Raw genomic sequence first — 12,982 nt, forward strand, 5'->3', positions numbered from 1 at the left:
GTCAAAGAAAGGCTCCTCTCACCTATCTCCTAAACATATGCCAAGGCCGCGGGCCGTATTGAGTAGGCTTTTATTAATAATTGGCTGGATCTGTTGCGGGGATAAACTAGCCAATGGGATATGATCAACCTGGTTATTTTTCCAAATTACTAACCGGCCCCATTTATTTTGTACCGCCAATTCTACAGCATGCACGCCGTAAGTGGCAGCTAGCAGGCGATCCCGTGCATTGGGCGGGGCACCCCGCTGCACATGGCCAAGGACGGTTACCCGGCTTTCCATTCCCGTTGATTTTTCTAGTTTTTCCGCCAGATATTGGCCAATCCCTAAATCTGTGGCGGCATCATGTTGGCTAAATGTTTTTTTAGCGGGTTCTTTTTTCAAGCCTTCCGCCACCACCACTAAAGCAAAATTTCGCCCGCTTTTCTGGATTTTTTGGATATGCTGTGTAATGTTTGGAAGATGATAGGGAATCTCTGGGATTAAAATAACGTCCGCCCCACCGGCTATGCCGCAACTCAAGGCAATATGACCGGTTCCCCGTCCCATCACTTCGAGTACCATGATGCGGCTGTGGCTGGCGGCTGTTGGTTTTAGATCGTCCAAGGCGGTGGTAGCCACCATAACGGCTGTATCATGGCCGATAGCAATTTCCGTGCCACCAACGTCATTATCAATCGTTTTGGGAACCATAACCAAATTGAATGGGCCTTGCTGAGATAGGCGATATAAAATATCCAAACTGCCATCACCACCGATGGCTATTAATCCCTCAACCCCTGTTTTTTTTAACCCTTCAATAATTTCCGAAGAATAGTTGGTGGTTTTTCCTGTGGTTGAGGGAGAAAAAGGATTACCTTTATTGGTGGTGCCCAAAACTGTCCCCCCTTGCCGCCACCAATCAAGACCATAGGGATGATTACCGGACTCTAAAGCCACCGTATCAACGGGTCGTGCTAATAACCCATTTGTGCCGTAACGGATGCCGATGGGCTGTAACCCTTGAAGCTCGCAATGTTGGACCATTGCTTTGATTGCGGTATTTAAACCGGGGCAATCACCACCGCTGGTTAAAATTCCAATCTTTTTCATCATAGGTATCCTTTCTTCCAATCAGGAATCCGCTTATTAAGCATGGGTTAAAGAATATTCGCAAGCTGATTTATTCTGGGGAATGGCTAAGGGTTATCTGGATTACAAATGTGTAAGAGAGGTAGAATGATTCATCAATTTGTCACTTGAAGGCGCGGATAAATGTTGATTGCTGGGGGTAAAAAAGCTAATATGCTGTGCATGCAGCACAGAGCGGGTTCAATATGTTGCATGCTGGGTTCTAAAAAAAATAGAAAACAAAGCTAACATTTTATATATTGGAACCATTAGATCATGAGAGGTTTAGAAGATTTACGGCGGCAATTGGAAGAATTACGGCTAGAACACCGGGATTTGGATGAACTGATCCGGCGGGCAATGTTAATGGCACCGTTCGATCAGATCCAATTACAACGGCAGAAGAAACGTAAACTTTTATTAAAAGATCAAATAACCAAGTTGGAAAGCAAATTGCTTCCTGATCTAACCGCTTAAAAAAGATATTATAAACTTTTGCGCAATTTTTGAAGCATCTTCAAGGGCGAGGGGAGATGTTGCCGGGCTGATTTTAGTTGTTGGCGGATTTTGGGGATACGGGTCGTATCTTGTAGGCGATTATTTAGGAAATCCCAGGTTTTTTCATGGTTAGGGGAAGAATCCTGCAACCAATAAAAAAGGGTTGATGAATATACGCCCGCTAATGTCAGGCGTTTGGTATAAAAATTAAAATCGACCGACTGATCGCCAATGGAATGCCAGACCCCGTCGATTGTCTGATATAGGCTGGTCCAGGCAGCTGTTTGGTTCCAGGGTAATAAAAGATAGGATAAGCCCAAACGGACGGCCTCTCGGTACCTTAGATTCTGCTGCAAACGCAGCTGGATAGCACGAAAAACCTTAGCCCTAACGCCATTTAATTCATTCAATTCCGTTTGTAACGCAGCAACCATTTCCCGGTCTGCATAGGCACTATACCATAAAATCATTTCTTTAACCCCGCCGGGGAAAAGCATATCAGCTTGTTGGGGATCAACCCCCATATCGGCACAGCCCGTGTCGATAGCCATAGGAGACCAGCCGCTAAAAGCCACATGCGGTAAAACAGCCAGCAATAAATTGTTTTTTTGGGGGGTTAAATTGTTATCCATGATCCCTATTCCTTGGCTAATAACACCGTTTTCCTAATCGTCCAAATCTTCGGCAAATGTTTCGGGCCAAAAACGCATTTCCTCCCGAAAGATAAGCTTTGACATATCCTGCATCCGCATTGGGTATAAAATACCGTCTAAATGATCGCATTCATGCATGACCACACGGGCATGATATCCATGGGCTTCCCGACTTATCTTTTCGCCTGTGGGTGTGTATCCCCGATAACGGATATGGGTTGGCCGCTGTACTATCCCGGTCAATCCTGGGACCGACAGGCATCCTTCCCATCCTTCCACGGTTTCTTCGGACAAGATTTCAATCTCGGGATTAATCAGATGAGTCATGGGCTGGGCATTGTCGCCAGCGCGTTTGGCCGGAACTTCAAAAATGACCACTCGTAATGGCACATGAACTTGTGGGGCAGCCAGGCCAACACCACCAATATCTTCCAGGGTTTCCAGCATATCCCGGATCAATTGTTGAATCTCTGGGGCGGTGGGATCAGCAACAGGTTTAGCCAGTATACGCAGAACCGGGTGACCCATTCGGGCGATTTTTAAAATAGCCACCATTGATCCTTTCTTGGTATAAAATTGATATTTCTTCTTTGTTTTTATAATGACTTTTTCACCATATCATAGAGCATTCCAGGATGCTAGGGGGGAAGGGTATGGGTGAATATTGCTTAAATATACCTGCTTTGTAAGGGTTTTTTCGTAGGAGTTAAGGGGGATGTATAAGGGCTGTGAATGAAAATGACAGGCCGTTAATAAAAGCAAAAGATATTTTGATAAAAACACTTCACAAATCAAGATGCCTATGATATTGGTTGCGGACTTATTTTGCATTGGGCAAATTTGCTATTCAATTTTATGAGTGGAGGAAGGTTAAACGTGCAAGTTGTTGTTCGTGATAATAACGTTGATCAGGCTTTACGTGTTTTAAAGAAAAAATTACAGCGCGAAGGTGTTTTCCGGGAAATTAAATTGCGCCGGAATTTTGAAAAACCGTCTGAGCGTCGTACCCGTGAAAAATCTGAAGCGGTGCGCCGTTACCGCAAGCTGTTGCGCAAGCGGATGGAACGCGAAGGATATTAGATTGAAGGGCAACATTCGATCTTTTTGTCTGATTTAAACCAATTCTTATGGATTTTTACTGACCGGTCGGTAGAGCAAAATTGGATAGCCTGTCTATGAAAATAGATAGGCTTTTTGTTTTATTAGGACAATAATTAGGTGATCATGCGGATGATGGAGCAGAAAATGTGGCAAACAGAACCGAAAATTGAACTGCATCTTCATTTAGATTGTTCCCTCAGTTACCTTTTTGTCCGCGCATTTGAGCCAAATATCACCCCTGATGCGTACCGCAAGGATTTTGTGGCCCCGGCCAAATGTAAAGATTTAGCTGAATTTCTGACCTATACCCGCCGCAGTTTAGAACTGATGCAAACGGAATTTGGTTTGCGGTTGGCCGCCCAAGATGTCATCCGCCAATTACTTGAAGACCGTGTCATCTATGCTGAAATCCGGTATGCCCCGTTATTGCATGTGCAACAAGGGTTATCGGGGGACGATGTGGTGGTGATTGTGTCCGATGAACTCCGTAAACAAAGGGCGATTCATCCAAGTCTGGAAACGAGGCTTTTACTTTGTACATTACGTCATTTTACTCCTCGACAAAGCCAGGAAACAGCAGATTTGGTGCGGCGTCATGCCCCTAAAGGGGTTGTTGTGGGGATTGATATTGCTGGGGATGAGGCAAATTTCCCCCTCAATGCCCATGAGCAGGTTTTCGATCAAGTTTTTGCCCGTCATATTCCCATCACCGCGCATGCTGGCGAATCAAAGGGGCCAGAAAGTGTTTGGGAAACATTAAAAAAACTGCACCCCTCCCGTTTAGGGCATGGGATACGTTCTTGGGAAGATAAAAATTTAATTTCTTATTTGATCAGCCATCGCATCCATTTGGAAGTTTGCCCCAGCAGCAATATCCAAACAGGGGTTTATGGCCATTATAGCCAGCATCCCGTCAATCGCTTATTCAAGGCGGGTGTCTCTTTAAGCATTAATACCGATGGTCGGGCCCTGAATAATATTTCCTTGGGGCAGGAATATGACCGTTTGCACCAAATATTTGGCTGGACTAAGCGGGAATTCCGGCAATGCAATGTGAATGCCTTGGAGGCTGCTTTTATTGCACCTGATCTCCGCCAGCGTTTCATCAATTTTATCAAGAATTCATAAAAGCTGGTTATTCCTGTTCCGCCTCATCATCCCGGTTGGGGGCTGTTGATTCTTCGGAAGAAAGGGGCGAGGAAATACGGTAATCTTGATTTAACCAGCGCAATAAATCCACATCGGCGCAATAGCCCGAGCAGAAAGGCTGGTATTTTGCTTGTGATGGTTGATGGCAAATAGGGCACTTCATTTTTTAGGATGTTCCCAAAGGAGATATTTTGTTGCTTAACAAAATTATATAGCTTGGATCGGGTTTTCCAGTGTTATTTATTTCTGCTTGATGTTGATTGCGGATAAAGGGGTACCTTTGTTTTGTCGGGTCAGTTCGATTAATCCCAATCTGCTATAGCCTGCAACCCGACAATAGGCTGAATCCTGTTGGATTTGGCCAGATAGATAATCCAGTAATTCTTTTTTCTCGACCCCGGAAGATAAGGGGATGACATCTATCAATATGTGGCCGCTGAGGTTGCGTAAGCGGATTTGTTTGGCGACTTCCCCCAAAGCTTCTTGGTTAACATAAAAGTTTTTGGAATAATTTTTTTGCTGGACGGCGCTTAAGTTCTTTCCGGCATTAACATCAATGGCTGTAAGCGTCTGACCTTCCTCAATAATTAACGATCCGCCGGAGGGAAGGGTGACTTCTTGCCTTAAAGCATCTTCTAATTGGTCTTGGATGTCTTCTAGGCCAACTGGCCAATCAGCAATAGGCAATTCTTCAATATTGTCCTGTAAAGACGGATAATATTTCTCGAGATATGTTTGGATTTGTTGGGCTTTTAAGGGTGAAAAGGCGATGATTTTTTGAATTTGGTTTATTTCATCCCGCAACAACTGCCAGAAAGGTTGTTCTTCCCGAAATACCAATTGCGGATTTTTAAGGGAGTTACATTTTTCAAGAAAAATTTGCCATTGCCGGTGCAACCATGCAACTTCTGCCAAGGCATGGGGCAGTAAACTGGCGGCCAAGGCATGCCTGATAATCAAGCCGCCGGATAGGGAATTGATCATCGGCTGCATCGCCGTTTGAATAAGGGTGCGCGCCTCTTCAGATGCCCCGCTTCTGGAGGAAAAAGTGATCCCTTGATGATGGGGGCAATAAACCGAATGAATACCGGGTAATTTAATTTTTGCTGTTAGTTTGGCCTGTTTGCCATAGATATCGCTTGGCTTTTCCACTTGTACCATCAGTACAAGTCCCGGCTGCAAAGGAAAGGGACAATCATTTTGCTGTAGCATCGCTTGCTGATGCCCAAGTTCAACAAAAGCAGTGCCGCCCTTATCTAGGATGGTTGTTACCTTGCCTAAAAAAATGTCATTATATCCGCCAATGCTGTTGGTACTTCGTTGTTTATATTCGACCAAGCGGTCATTTTGCCAAAGAGCTGCCTTGGAGAGGGATTTTTCCTGCCAAATAAATAAAATCATCGGGGAAGTCACGGTTATACCAAACAAGTCAACCCGGCATGCAACAGCAAGTGACGGGTTTCATATAAAGGCAATCCCACAATATTGGAATAGGAACCATGGACTGCTTGGATCAGGCATTCGGCAGACTCTTGGATAGAATATCCCCCTGCTTTTCCTTGCCATTGGCCGGTGGCAATATAGCGGTCGACTTCCCCAGCAGAAAGCCGTTTGAATTTAACGGAAGTCATCACAGTTTTTTTATAAATCGTTTTATCAGGCGTGATTAAGCAAACGCCTGTAATCACCCGGTGGCGACGCCCGGAAAGTAGTTGTAAACATGTTCTAGCTGTAGGGGCATTGTCGGCCTTAGGCAGAATGCGCCTACCACAGGCAACAACCGTATCCGCCCCCAAGACAATGGCGGTCGGGTGTTGTTGATAAATATGTAGGGCTTTCTCTTCGGCCATGCGGTTAGCGTATTGCAAGGGCAGTTCTTGCTTGCCCGGGGTTTCATCTAAACCTGCGGGCAAAATATGATCCGGGCGAACGCCAATCCGTTCCAATAATTGGAGACGACGGGGCGAGGCGGATGCAAGGATAAACACAGCCTCAACCTATGACAAAAGCAAATACATGGGTTATTATTTCTGCCGGAATGTGATTCTGCCTTTGGTTAAATCATAAGGCGTCATTTCCACATTGACCCGGTCACCCGCCAAAACCCGAATGCGGTTCTTCCGCATTTTGCCTGATGTATGGGCTAAAATAATATGATCGTTATCTAACTTTACCCGAAACATGGCATTAGGCAATAATTCCACAACGGTACCTGGGAATTCGATGACATCCTCTTTAGGCATTTATTTTCCTATCTTAAGCCTTTAATATGATACGTATCACTTGAAATGTGAGCCCACCATGCACCTATTTTTTCTGCTTGGCAAGGGTGTGCAAAAAAAAGGTTTTATTTTTATGCTTGATGCTGCGGTTGCCAGCAGGTGGGCCAACTGTCACCCAGGTCTTTGAGGTAGCAATTTACTTTCGGTGTCGAGAGCTTGACGGCCATATTATTTGAAAAGATCAAATGGATGGATTTTTTGTCCTCATGCCACTCAACTGCCAATAAATTGAGGATTTGGCTCGGGGACGAATCATCTAAGCCCTGTTGTTGAACTTGCTCAACATCGTTAAAAATACATCCTGCATGAATACGTTGCCCATGAATATGTTGCCCGGGGGTTTCCTTGGAAGTTTTTGCAGCCGAGCAATGTGTTTCCCAGCAAAACCGGTTAAATAGGATCGCAAAACGTTTTTCTTCAGCCCAGTAGACCATATCACTAAGAGTGACCAAAGAGTCCTGTAACATGGCCGACACCACCTGTAAATCTTGTTGGTCACAGGCGTGTAACCTTAATAAGTCTGGGGTTTCAGGATGCTTAATTTTTACTTCGTTCAATTGATGCTCCGCAATTTGTAAGTTTTTCAACTAAATTTTCGTATCCGCGATCTAAATGATAAATCCGGTTCACAATCGTTTCACCGCTTGCCGCAAGTCCCGCGAGTACCAGTGAAACCGACGCACGTAAATCGGTGGCCATAACGGGTGCACCGGATAAATTTTTAACTCCCCGAATAAGAGCTGAGGCACCGTGGATCGTAATATTAGCGCCCATCCGTGCGAGTTCGGGAACATGCATGAAACGGTTTTCAAAAATCGTCTCTGTCATCATAGATGCCCCTTCAGCAATTGTCATCAACGCCATAAATTGTGCTTGTAAGTCTGTGGGAAAGCCGGGGTATGGCTCCGTCATAATATCAATGCCTAGGAGTTTGCGGGAAGAAGGTTTCACGGAGATTTGCCCCGGTAAAGTTTCTATTTTAACTCCTGCTTGTGTCAAAGGCGTTAACAAGGCGTCCAAAGATGCGGTAGGGGCATTGGTTAAGGTTAATTCGCCGCCGGTAATTAAAGCCGCGATAATATAGGTGCCTGCTTCGATCCGGTCTGTCATGATTGGGTAATGACAGCCTTTGAGAGAACTGACCCCCTTGATTCGGAGACGGGATGTCCCAGCCCCTGTCACGTCCGCGCCCATCTTGTTTAAAAAATTTGCCAAATCAATGATTTCCGGCTCACGGGCTGCATTTTCAATAATGGTTAGCCCATTCGCTAAGCTGGCAGCCATCATGATGTTTTCGGTGGCGCCGACCGAAACAATCGGCAGCGTTATCTTGGTACCCTGTAACCCTTTTTTTGCTGTCGCATAAATATAGCCATCCTTCACTTCAATTTCTGCACCCAATGCTTGCAAGCCTTTGATATGAAGGTCAACTGGCCGCGTGCCGATCGCACAGCCACCGGGTAATGACACGCAAGCTTCGCCAAATCTGGCAACCAATGGCCCTAAAACCAAGATAGAAGCACGCATTTTTCGCACCAATTCGTAATCCGCGCGGTAAGAATGGATCTGGCGGTTGTCAATCACCAGTCTGTCGGCACTGGGTTGTTCAATCAGGCTGCCCATATCGCTTAACAGCAATTGCATGGAATGGACGTCCGCAAGCTTAGGAACATTTTCCAAGATAATTTTTTCAGGGCAAAGTAGGGTTGCCGCCAATAAGGGAAGGGCAGCGTTTTTAGCGCCACTGATAGGGATCGTCCCAAAAAGGGGCTGGCCGCCGTTAATTTTAATCTTGTCCATATTTTTTCTGAACCACATCTTGTTATATCGTCAATTCGGGAATTCGGGTTGTCACTTTACACCTTGGGTAAAGTCACCCCTTTTTGTTTCATATACTTGCCCGCCCGGTCTGCGTAAGACACCTCACACAGGCTATCACCTTTCAAAAATAAAAACTGACACGCCCCTTCATTGGCATAAATTTTGGCGGGCAGTGGGGTGGTATTCGAAAATTCCAGCGTCACATGGCCTTCCCATTCAGGTTCCAGCGGGGTTACATTGACAATAATCCCGCAACGGGCATAGGTAGATTTTCCCAGACAAATCACCAAAACATCGCGGGGGATCTTGAAATATTCAACCGTTCTTGCCAAGGCAAAACTGTTGGGTGGGATAATACAAACCTCGGTATTGCGCTCCACAAAGCTGGTGGCTGAAAAGTTTTTAGGATCAACCAAGGCATTATCCACATTGGTAAAGATTTTGAATTCTTCAGATACCCTAGCGTCATAGCCGTAAGAGGAAAGGCCATAAGAAATAACCCCTTGCCGTTTTTGACCATCCACAAAAGGATCGATCATCGTTTTTTCCTTAGCCATTTTACGGATCCAATGATCCGGCATGATTGCCATGATATTACCTTTTCATTAATTGCTGCTGCTGATGGATTGATACAAGTGGATTATAACCAAATTTTGGCCGATTGTGTGGCAGAAATAAACAATTATTTACAAGCATCATGTTTTCCTCTGGAATTATTCATCCGGTTTTTCTGGACTATCGTCAATCATAGCTGGCGACCTGCCTTGTTGCTGTTGTTTCCGGCGCTGCAAATTGTTCCGCAACGCTTGTTGCAAACGATTATTTTTTTGCTGTTTTCGCAATTCTGCATGATGGATCTGGGCAGGGGTTTTAGTATGGGGGGTTTTATCGGCCACGCGCTATCACCCCCGTTTTAAGGAAATAAGGCAATTTGATTAAGCCCTAAATCTTCCGGCCATTCCATCATGATATTCATATTTTGGATGGCTTGCCCGGAAGCGCCTTTGATTAAATTATCGATCGTTACCAGCAAGATGGCATGCCCCTTAAGGGGACTATCAAAAACCGCCATCACACATCTGTTTGTGCCACGCACATGCCTGGTTTCGGGTGAAATGGGGGGCGGCAGAACCTCGATAAACCCATCATGCTGATACTGTTTTTGCCAAGCTTGGCGGATATCTTGGGCCGTTACTTGTGGCGCCAAATGCACATAGATTGTTTCCAAAATCCCCCGGCTCATCGGCACCAAATGGGGAAGGAACGATATTTTTATGGGTTTTTGGGCTGCTTGCGTAAGACCCTGTTCAATTTCCGGGGTATGGCGATGGCCGGTGACCCCGTAGGCATGAATACCTTCCTGTACCTCGCTGAATAGGCTGCTTTGCTTGGCTTCACGGCCAGCGCCGCTGACCCCGGATTTGGCGTCGATAATAATCGGGCTGTGTTCAATTAATTTTTGGTTGATTAAGGGAATCAGGGCAAGCTGGGCAGCGGTCGGGTAACATCCCGGACAAGCGACAAGTGAAGCTTTGGCAATTTGTGCCCGGTAAATTTCCGATAATCCATAGACGGCCTTTGGTTGGAGCTGCGGGGCGCGGTGGGCATGGCCATACCAGGTGGCATATTCAAGGGTATTTTGCAGGCGGAAGTCGGCGGAAAGATCGATGATTTTTAAATGATCCGGTAATTTTGCCACCAATTCTTGGGTCATACCGTGGGGAAGGGCACAAAAAACCAAATCCAAATTGGCCCAATTGATATCATCCACTTTTTGTAAGTTGCCCAGGCCCAAATGACGTAAATGGGGGAACACCTCCCCTAGGGATTTACCGGCCTGTTTTTCTGCACTAAGTGCTACAAGCTTAACTTTGGGATGGTTGGTCAGTAGGCGAATCAATTCCCCGCCCGTATAGCCGCTGGCGCCTAATATACCAATTTTCAGGATAGATTGCCGTGATATTGCCATAGGTGATGCTTTCAAATCAGATACCAACGTTAAAGAATTTTTTAACATTCTTAAAGATTTTACAGAAAAACGCAATCCTGGATCAATTTTAGAAAAGGTGATGGAATGGGAGAGGAAAGAAAAAAGCGCCTAAAATGATTAGGCGCTTTTTTAATGGTAGATACCAGAAATAGATATTACCGTTTCGAGAATTGGAAGCTCTTGCGGGCTTTGGCTTTACCGTATTTTTTGCGTTCCACCACGCGGCTGTCGCGGGTTAAGAACCCACCCGTTTTTAGAACGGGCCGCAAATCCGGTTCAAAATACGTCAAAGCCTTGCTGATGCCATGACGTACGGCCCCAGCTTGGCCAGACAAGCCGCCGCCATTCACACTGCACATCACATCAAATTGACCAACGCGGCTAGCGGTTGCGAAAGGTTGATTGATAATCATCTGCAACACCGGACGGGCAAAATAAATTTTTACATCATTGCCATTGACAACAATTTTACCGGAACCACGCTTTAACCACACCCGGGCAACCGCATTTTTACGCTTACCGGTGGCATAGGAACGCCCTAATTCATCAATTTTGGGTTGGTTATCAAGCTCAACGCCAGGGACTTCTTGTTTCAAATTTTTTAAACTTGAAAATGTTTGGGAGGTAGGGTTCATGCTTCATTTTCCCTTTTGTTTTTGGGGTTCATAGCAGCAACGTCCAGTGTTTCCGGGTTGCTACCACCATGGGGATGTTCTGCCCCGGCATAGACGCGCAAATTACGCATTTGTTGCCTGCCTAACGGTTCGCGTGGTATCATCCGGCGCACCGCATTGGTGATCACGCGTTCCGGGTGGTTGCCCTCAATCAATTGGCGGATTGTCCGTACTTTTACACCACCGGGATAGCCAGTGTGCCAATAAAATTTCTTATCTTCAAATTTATTGCCAGTCAGCTTCACTTTAGCTGCGTTGACGACAATAATATTATCCCCGCAATCCATATGGGGGGTATAAATCGTTTTATGTTTGCCGCGCAGATAAGAGGCGATGATGCTGGCTAAGCGGCCAAGTACCACACCTTCTGCATCAACCACGATCCATTTTTTTTGGATATCGGTTGGTTTGGCAGAAAAAGTTTTTAACATTGCAATTTCCCTGCTTTGAACAAAATGAACTCAATAATTTGCAGATTATTAACGAGCAATTTCATAAAAGTCAAGCTTTGTGTGTAATTGCTGGCAGCGGTATTATGATACCGCTAATAATTAACGAAAAAACGATCAATATTCATTTAATAGATATTCTTCAAGAAGAAATTTTTTATCCTTTTCCAGGCCCTAGACCAGATTGTAAGCTGGTCAAGCGTCGCATCAACATCTCGACAGGTCCATAGGAAAAATACCGAGACCAGATTGTTGCAAACAACACCGCAAAACAGCAAAAAATCAAGGCAGCAATCAGGGCATGAGGGAGGGGTTGGGGGCTTCCTAACATTCCCAGTAATTCGAGGATAGTCATTCCCAAGATAACATGCGCAAGGTAGAGGGTTAGGGCTTGCCGACCGGGACAGGTGAATAAAGATAGCAATTGGTTTTTTCCTATCTTGTTTAGCCAGCTGGCGGCTAATAAGCTTATCCCAATAATAACGGAGGCTGTCCCTATCCCGGAAATAATATAAAGGGGCATCGGTGGTAATGGCTTTGTAGCAAATAGAATAGCAAACTCATCCAAACCCCTAATACTGACGTTGCTCAGGACTACCAATATCAACGAGGGCATTAGGGCGGTGAAAAATCCCGTAATTGTTATCAACAATTGAGTCGAGAATTGATGGAGCCGCTGCCGACTAAGCGTCATGCCGAATAGGAAAAAGGCTAACCAGGGGATCACTGGATGCCAGCCGTTAAAAAACAGGTTTCTGCTGAAACCTTTAAACGTCCAGAAATCGATATAGGTAAGAGTTACCCAGTCCCATCCCTTATCATAATCAAAAAACCATAATAACAGGACAAATAGTATCGGTATGAATAACGCGCTGATAATCAATATGCGAGTAGAGGCCCTGAAAAAAACCAAGCCAAATAAAAAATAAAGTGCATAATAACGAATAATATCAGCCTGGAATATTAGCGAATGCAACAATCCAACTGCCAATAAAAACAATATTCGTTTTAAAATGACTAATTTTCCATGTTCCCAGCCAATGTGCTTGATTAGTAGGCTAAAACTGATGCCAGCCAATACTACAAAAGTTGCGGCAGGCCTTCGAAAGAATCAACGATCATTCCAATCCAGCTAGAAGAATGTTCAGGTGTTGCCATCACCATCTTAAAATTGACAATCACCATTCCACAAAACGCAATAAATCTCGCAAGATCAATGCCATCAAGGCGGTCGATTTTTTTAATTTTCATCATT

General features: G+C 45.1%; 19 protein-coding genes. 3 read left to right on the forward strand and 16 right to left on the reverse strand.

Annotated features, from left to right (window positions below; all coding sequences use genetic code 11):
• Positions 1–18: 18 nt before the first annotated feature.
• Complete coding sequence (locus IPP67_09410; GenBank protein MBL0339355.1) at positions 19–1,095, reverse strand: ATP-dependent 6-phosphofructokinase; 1,077 nt, start codon at positions 1,093–1,095, stop codon at positions 19–21.
• A gap of 291 nt (positions 1,096–1,386) precedes the next feature.
• On the opposite strand from IPP67_09410, the gene IPP67_09415 reads away from it, so the two are divergent.
• Positions 1,387–1,587, forward strand: a complete 201-nt coding sequence (locus IPP67_09415) for a DUF465 domain-containing protein (GenBank protein ID MBL0339356.1) — start codon at positions 1,387–1,389, stop codon at positions 1,585–1,587.
• Positions 1,588–1,595: 8 nt separating this feature from the next.
• Here IPP67_09415 and IPP67_09420 read toward each other — a convergent pair whose 3' ends face one another.
• Together IPP67_09420 and def are read right to left on the reverse strand one after the other, a co-directional pair.
• Positions 1,596–2,240, reverse strand: coding sequence for a COQ9 family protein (locus IPP67_09420; GenBank protein ID MBL0339357.1), 645 nt, complete (start codon positions 2,238–2,240; stop codon positions 1,596–1,598).
• A 33-nt stretch (positions 2,241–2,273) separates the two neighbouring features.
• Entirely contained in the window at positions 2,274–2,813 is a 540-nt protein-coding gene (gene def / locus IPP67_09425) for a peptide deformylase (GenBank protein MBL0339358.1), read from the reverse strand.
• Positions 2,814–3,137: 324 nt separating this feature from the next.
• Between def and IPP67_09430 the strand changes: the two genes are divergently transcribed.
• A complete protein-coding gene (locus tag IPP67_09430; GenBank protein MBL0339359.1) occupies positions 3,138–3,341 on the forward strand; it encodes a 30S ribosomal protein S21 in 204 nt (67 codons plus the stop codon).
• 150 nt (positions 3,342–3,491) lie between these two features.
• Complete coding sequence (gene add, locus IPP67_09435; protein MBL0339360.1) at positions 3,492–4,490, forward strand: adenosine deaminase; 999 nt, start codon at positions 3,492–3,494, stop codon at positions 4,488–4,490.
• 7 nt (positions 4,491–4,497) lie between these two features.
• Here add and yacG read toward each other — a convergent pair whose 3' ends face one another.
• From yacG to IPP67_09500, 13 genes are all read right to left on the reverse strand, one after another.
• Positions 4,498–4,674, reverse strand: coding sequence for a DNA gyrase inhibitor YacG (gene yacG, locus IPP67_09440; protein MBL0339361.1), 177 nt, complete (start codon positions 4,672–4,674; stop codon positions 4,498–4,500).
• A gap of 77 nt (positions 4,675–4,751) precedes the next feature.
• Positions 4,752–5,939 carry a ribonuclease E/G gene (locus IPP67_09445; GenBank protein ID MBL0339362.1) on the reverse strand — a complete coding sequence of 396 codons (1,188 nt, stop codon included), beginning with the start codon at positions 5,937–5,939 and terminating at the stop codon, positions 4,752–4,754.
• Positions 5,927–6,499: a septum formation protein Maf gene (gene maf / locus IPP67_09450; protein MBL0339363.1), complete on the reverse strand. Its 573-nt coding sequence runs from the start codon at positions 6,497–6,499 to the stop codon at positions 5,927–5,929. Before maf ends, IPP67_09445 begins: the two co-directional genes overlap by 13 nt.
• Before the next feature lie 36 nt (positions 6,500–6,535).
• The gene (infA, locus tag IPP67_09455; protein ID MBL0339364.1) at positions 6,536–6,754 is read right to left on the reverse strand and encodes a translation initiation factor IF-1; all 219 of its coding nucleotides are present in this window, start codon (positions 6,752–6,754) and stop codon (positions 6,536–6,538) included.
• Between the two features lie 110 nt (positions 6,755–6,864).
• Positions 6,865–7,350: a DUF2948 family protein gene (locus tag IPP67_09460; GenBank protein MBL0339365.1), complete on the reverse strand. Its 486-nt coding sequence runs from the start codon at positions 7,348–7,350 to the stop codon at positions 6,865–6,867.
• A complete protein-coding gene (murA, locus tag IPP67_09465; protein ID MBL0339366.1) occupies positions 7,331–8,593 on the reverse strand; it encodes a UDP-N-acetylglucosamine 1-carboxyvinyltransferase in 1,263 nt (420 codons plus the stop codon). The genes IPP67_09460 and murA overlap by 20 nt, the downstream gene beginning before the upstream one ends.
• 56 nt (positions 8,594–8,649) lie before the next feature.
• Positions 8,650–9,204 (reverse strand): dCTP deaminase, encoded by a 555-nt coding sequence (locus IPP67_09470; protein MBL0339367.1) that lies wholly within the window; start codon positions 9,202–9,204, stop codon positions 8,650–8,652.
• A gap of 123 nt (positions 9,205–9,327) precedes the next feature.
• Positions 9,328–9,510 (reverse strand): hypothetical protein, encoded by a 183-nt coding sequence (locus IPP67_09475; protein ID MBL0339368.1) that lies wholly within the window; start codon positions 9,508–9,510, stop codon positions 9,328–9,330.
• 17 nt (positions 9,511–9,527) lie between these two features.
• Positions 9,528–10,583, reverse strand: coding sequence for an N-acetyl-gamma-glutamyl-phosphate reductase (locus IPP67_09480; GenBank protein ID MBL0339369.1), 1,056 nt, complete (start codon positions 10,581–10,583; stop codon positions 9,528–9,530).
• Positions 10,584–10,759: 176 nt separating this feature from the next.
• Positions 10,760–11,239, reverse strand: a complete 480-nt coding sequence (gene rpsI / locus IPP67_09485; protein ID MBL0339370.1) for a 30S ribosomal protein S9 — start codon at positions 11,237–11,239, stop codon at positions 10,760–10,762.
• A complete protein-coding gene (gene rplM, locus IPP67_09490) occupies positions 11,236–11,709 on the reverse strand; it encodes a 50S ribosomal protein L13 (protein MBL0339371.1) in 474 nt (157 codons plus the stop codon). The genes rpsI and rplM overlap by 4 nt, the downstream gene beginning before the upstream one ends.
• Before the next feature lie 175 nt (positions 11,710–11,884).
• Complete coding sequence (locus IPP67_09495; protein MBL0339372.1) at positions 11,885–12,250, reverse strand: DUF418 domain-containing protein; 366 nt, start codon at positions 12,248–12,250, stop codon at positions 11,885–11,887.
• A 557-nt stretch (positions 12,251–12,807) separates the two neighbouring features.
• Complete coding sequence (locus IPP67_09500; GenBank protein MBL0339373.1) at positions 12,808–12,981, reverse strand: hypothetical protein; 174 nt, start codon at positions 12,979–12,981, stop codon at positions 12,808–12,810.
• Position 12,982 lies beyond the last annotated feature (1 nt).

Source organism: Rhodospirillaceae bacterium (assembly GCA_016722635.1).
Classification (GTDB): Bacteria; Pseudomonadota; Alphaproteobacteria; order JAEUKQ01; family JAEUKQ01; genus JAEUKQ01.

What these genes read in the sequence shown, in the direction of transcription:
- IPP67_09410 (MBL0339355.1), bottom strand. Translation starts at nt 1,095, where the DNA reads ATGATGAAAAAGATTGGAATTTTAACCAGCGGTGGTGATTGCCCCGGT.
- IPP67_09415 (MBL0339356.1), top strand. Translation starts at nt 1,387, where the DNA reads ATGAGAGGTTTAGAAGATTTACGGCGGCAATTGGAAGAATTACGGCTA.
- IPP67_09420 (MBL0339357.1), bottom strand. Translation starts at nt 2,240, where the DNA reads ATGGATAACAATTTAACCCCCCAAAAAAACAATTTATTGCTGGCTGTT.
- add (MBL0339360.1), top strand. Translation starts at nt 3,492, where the DNA reads ATGATGGAGCAGAAAATGTGGCAAACAGAACCGAAAATTGAACTGCAT.
- yacG (MBL0339361.1), bottom strand. Translation starts at nt 4,674, where the DNA reads ATGAAGTGCCCTATTTGCCATCAACCATCACAAGCAAAATACCAGCCT.
- infA (MBL0339364.1), bottom strand. Translation starts at nt 6,754, where the DNA reads ATGCCTAAAGAGGATGTCATCGAATTCCCAGGTACCGTTGTGGAATTA.
- murA (MBL0339366.1), bottom strand. Translation starts at nt 8,593, where the DNA reads ATGGACAAGATTAAAATTAACGGCGGCCAGCCCCTTTTTGGGACGATC.
- IPP67_09470 (MBL0339367.1), bottom strand. Translation starts at nt 9,204, where the DNA reads ATGGCAATCATGCCGGATCATTGGATCCGTAAAATGGCTAAGGAAAAA.
- IPP67_09480 (MBL0339369.1), bottom strand. Translation starts at nt 10,583, where the DNA reads ATGGCAATATCACGGCAATCTATCCTGAAAATTGGTATATTAGGCGCC.
- rpsI (MBL0339370.1), bottom strand. Translation starts at nt 11,239, where the DNA reads ATGAACCCTACCTCCCAAACATTTTCAAGTTTAAAAAATTTGAAACAA.
- rplM (MBL0339371.1), bottom strand. Translation starts at nt 11,709, where the DNA reads ATGTTAAAAACTTTTTCTGCCAAACCAACCGATATCCAAAAAAAATGG.
- IPP67_09495 (MBL0339372.1), bottom strand. Translation starts at nt 12,250, where the DNA reads ATGCCCCTTTATATTATTTCCGGGATAGGGACAGCCTCCGTTATTATT.
- IPP67_09500 (MBL0339373.1), bottom strand. Translation starts at nt 12,981, where the DNA reads ATGATGAAAATTAAAAAAATCGACCGCCTTGATGGCATTGATCTTGCG.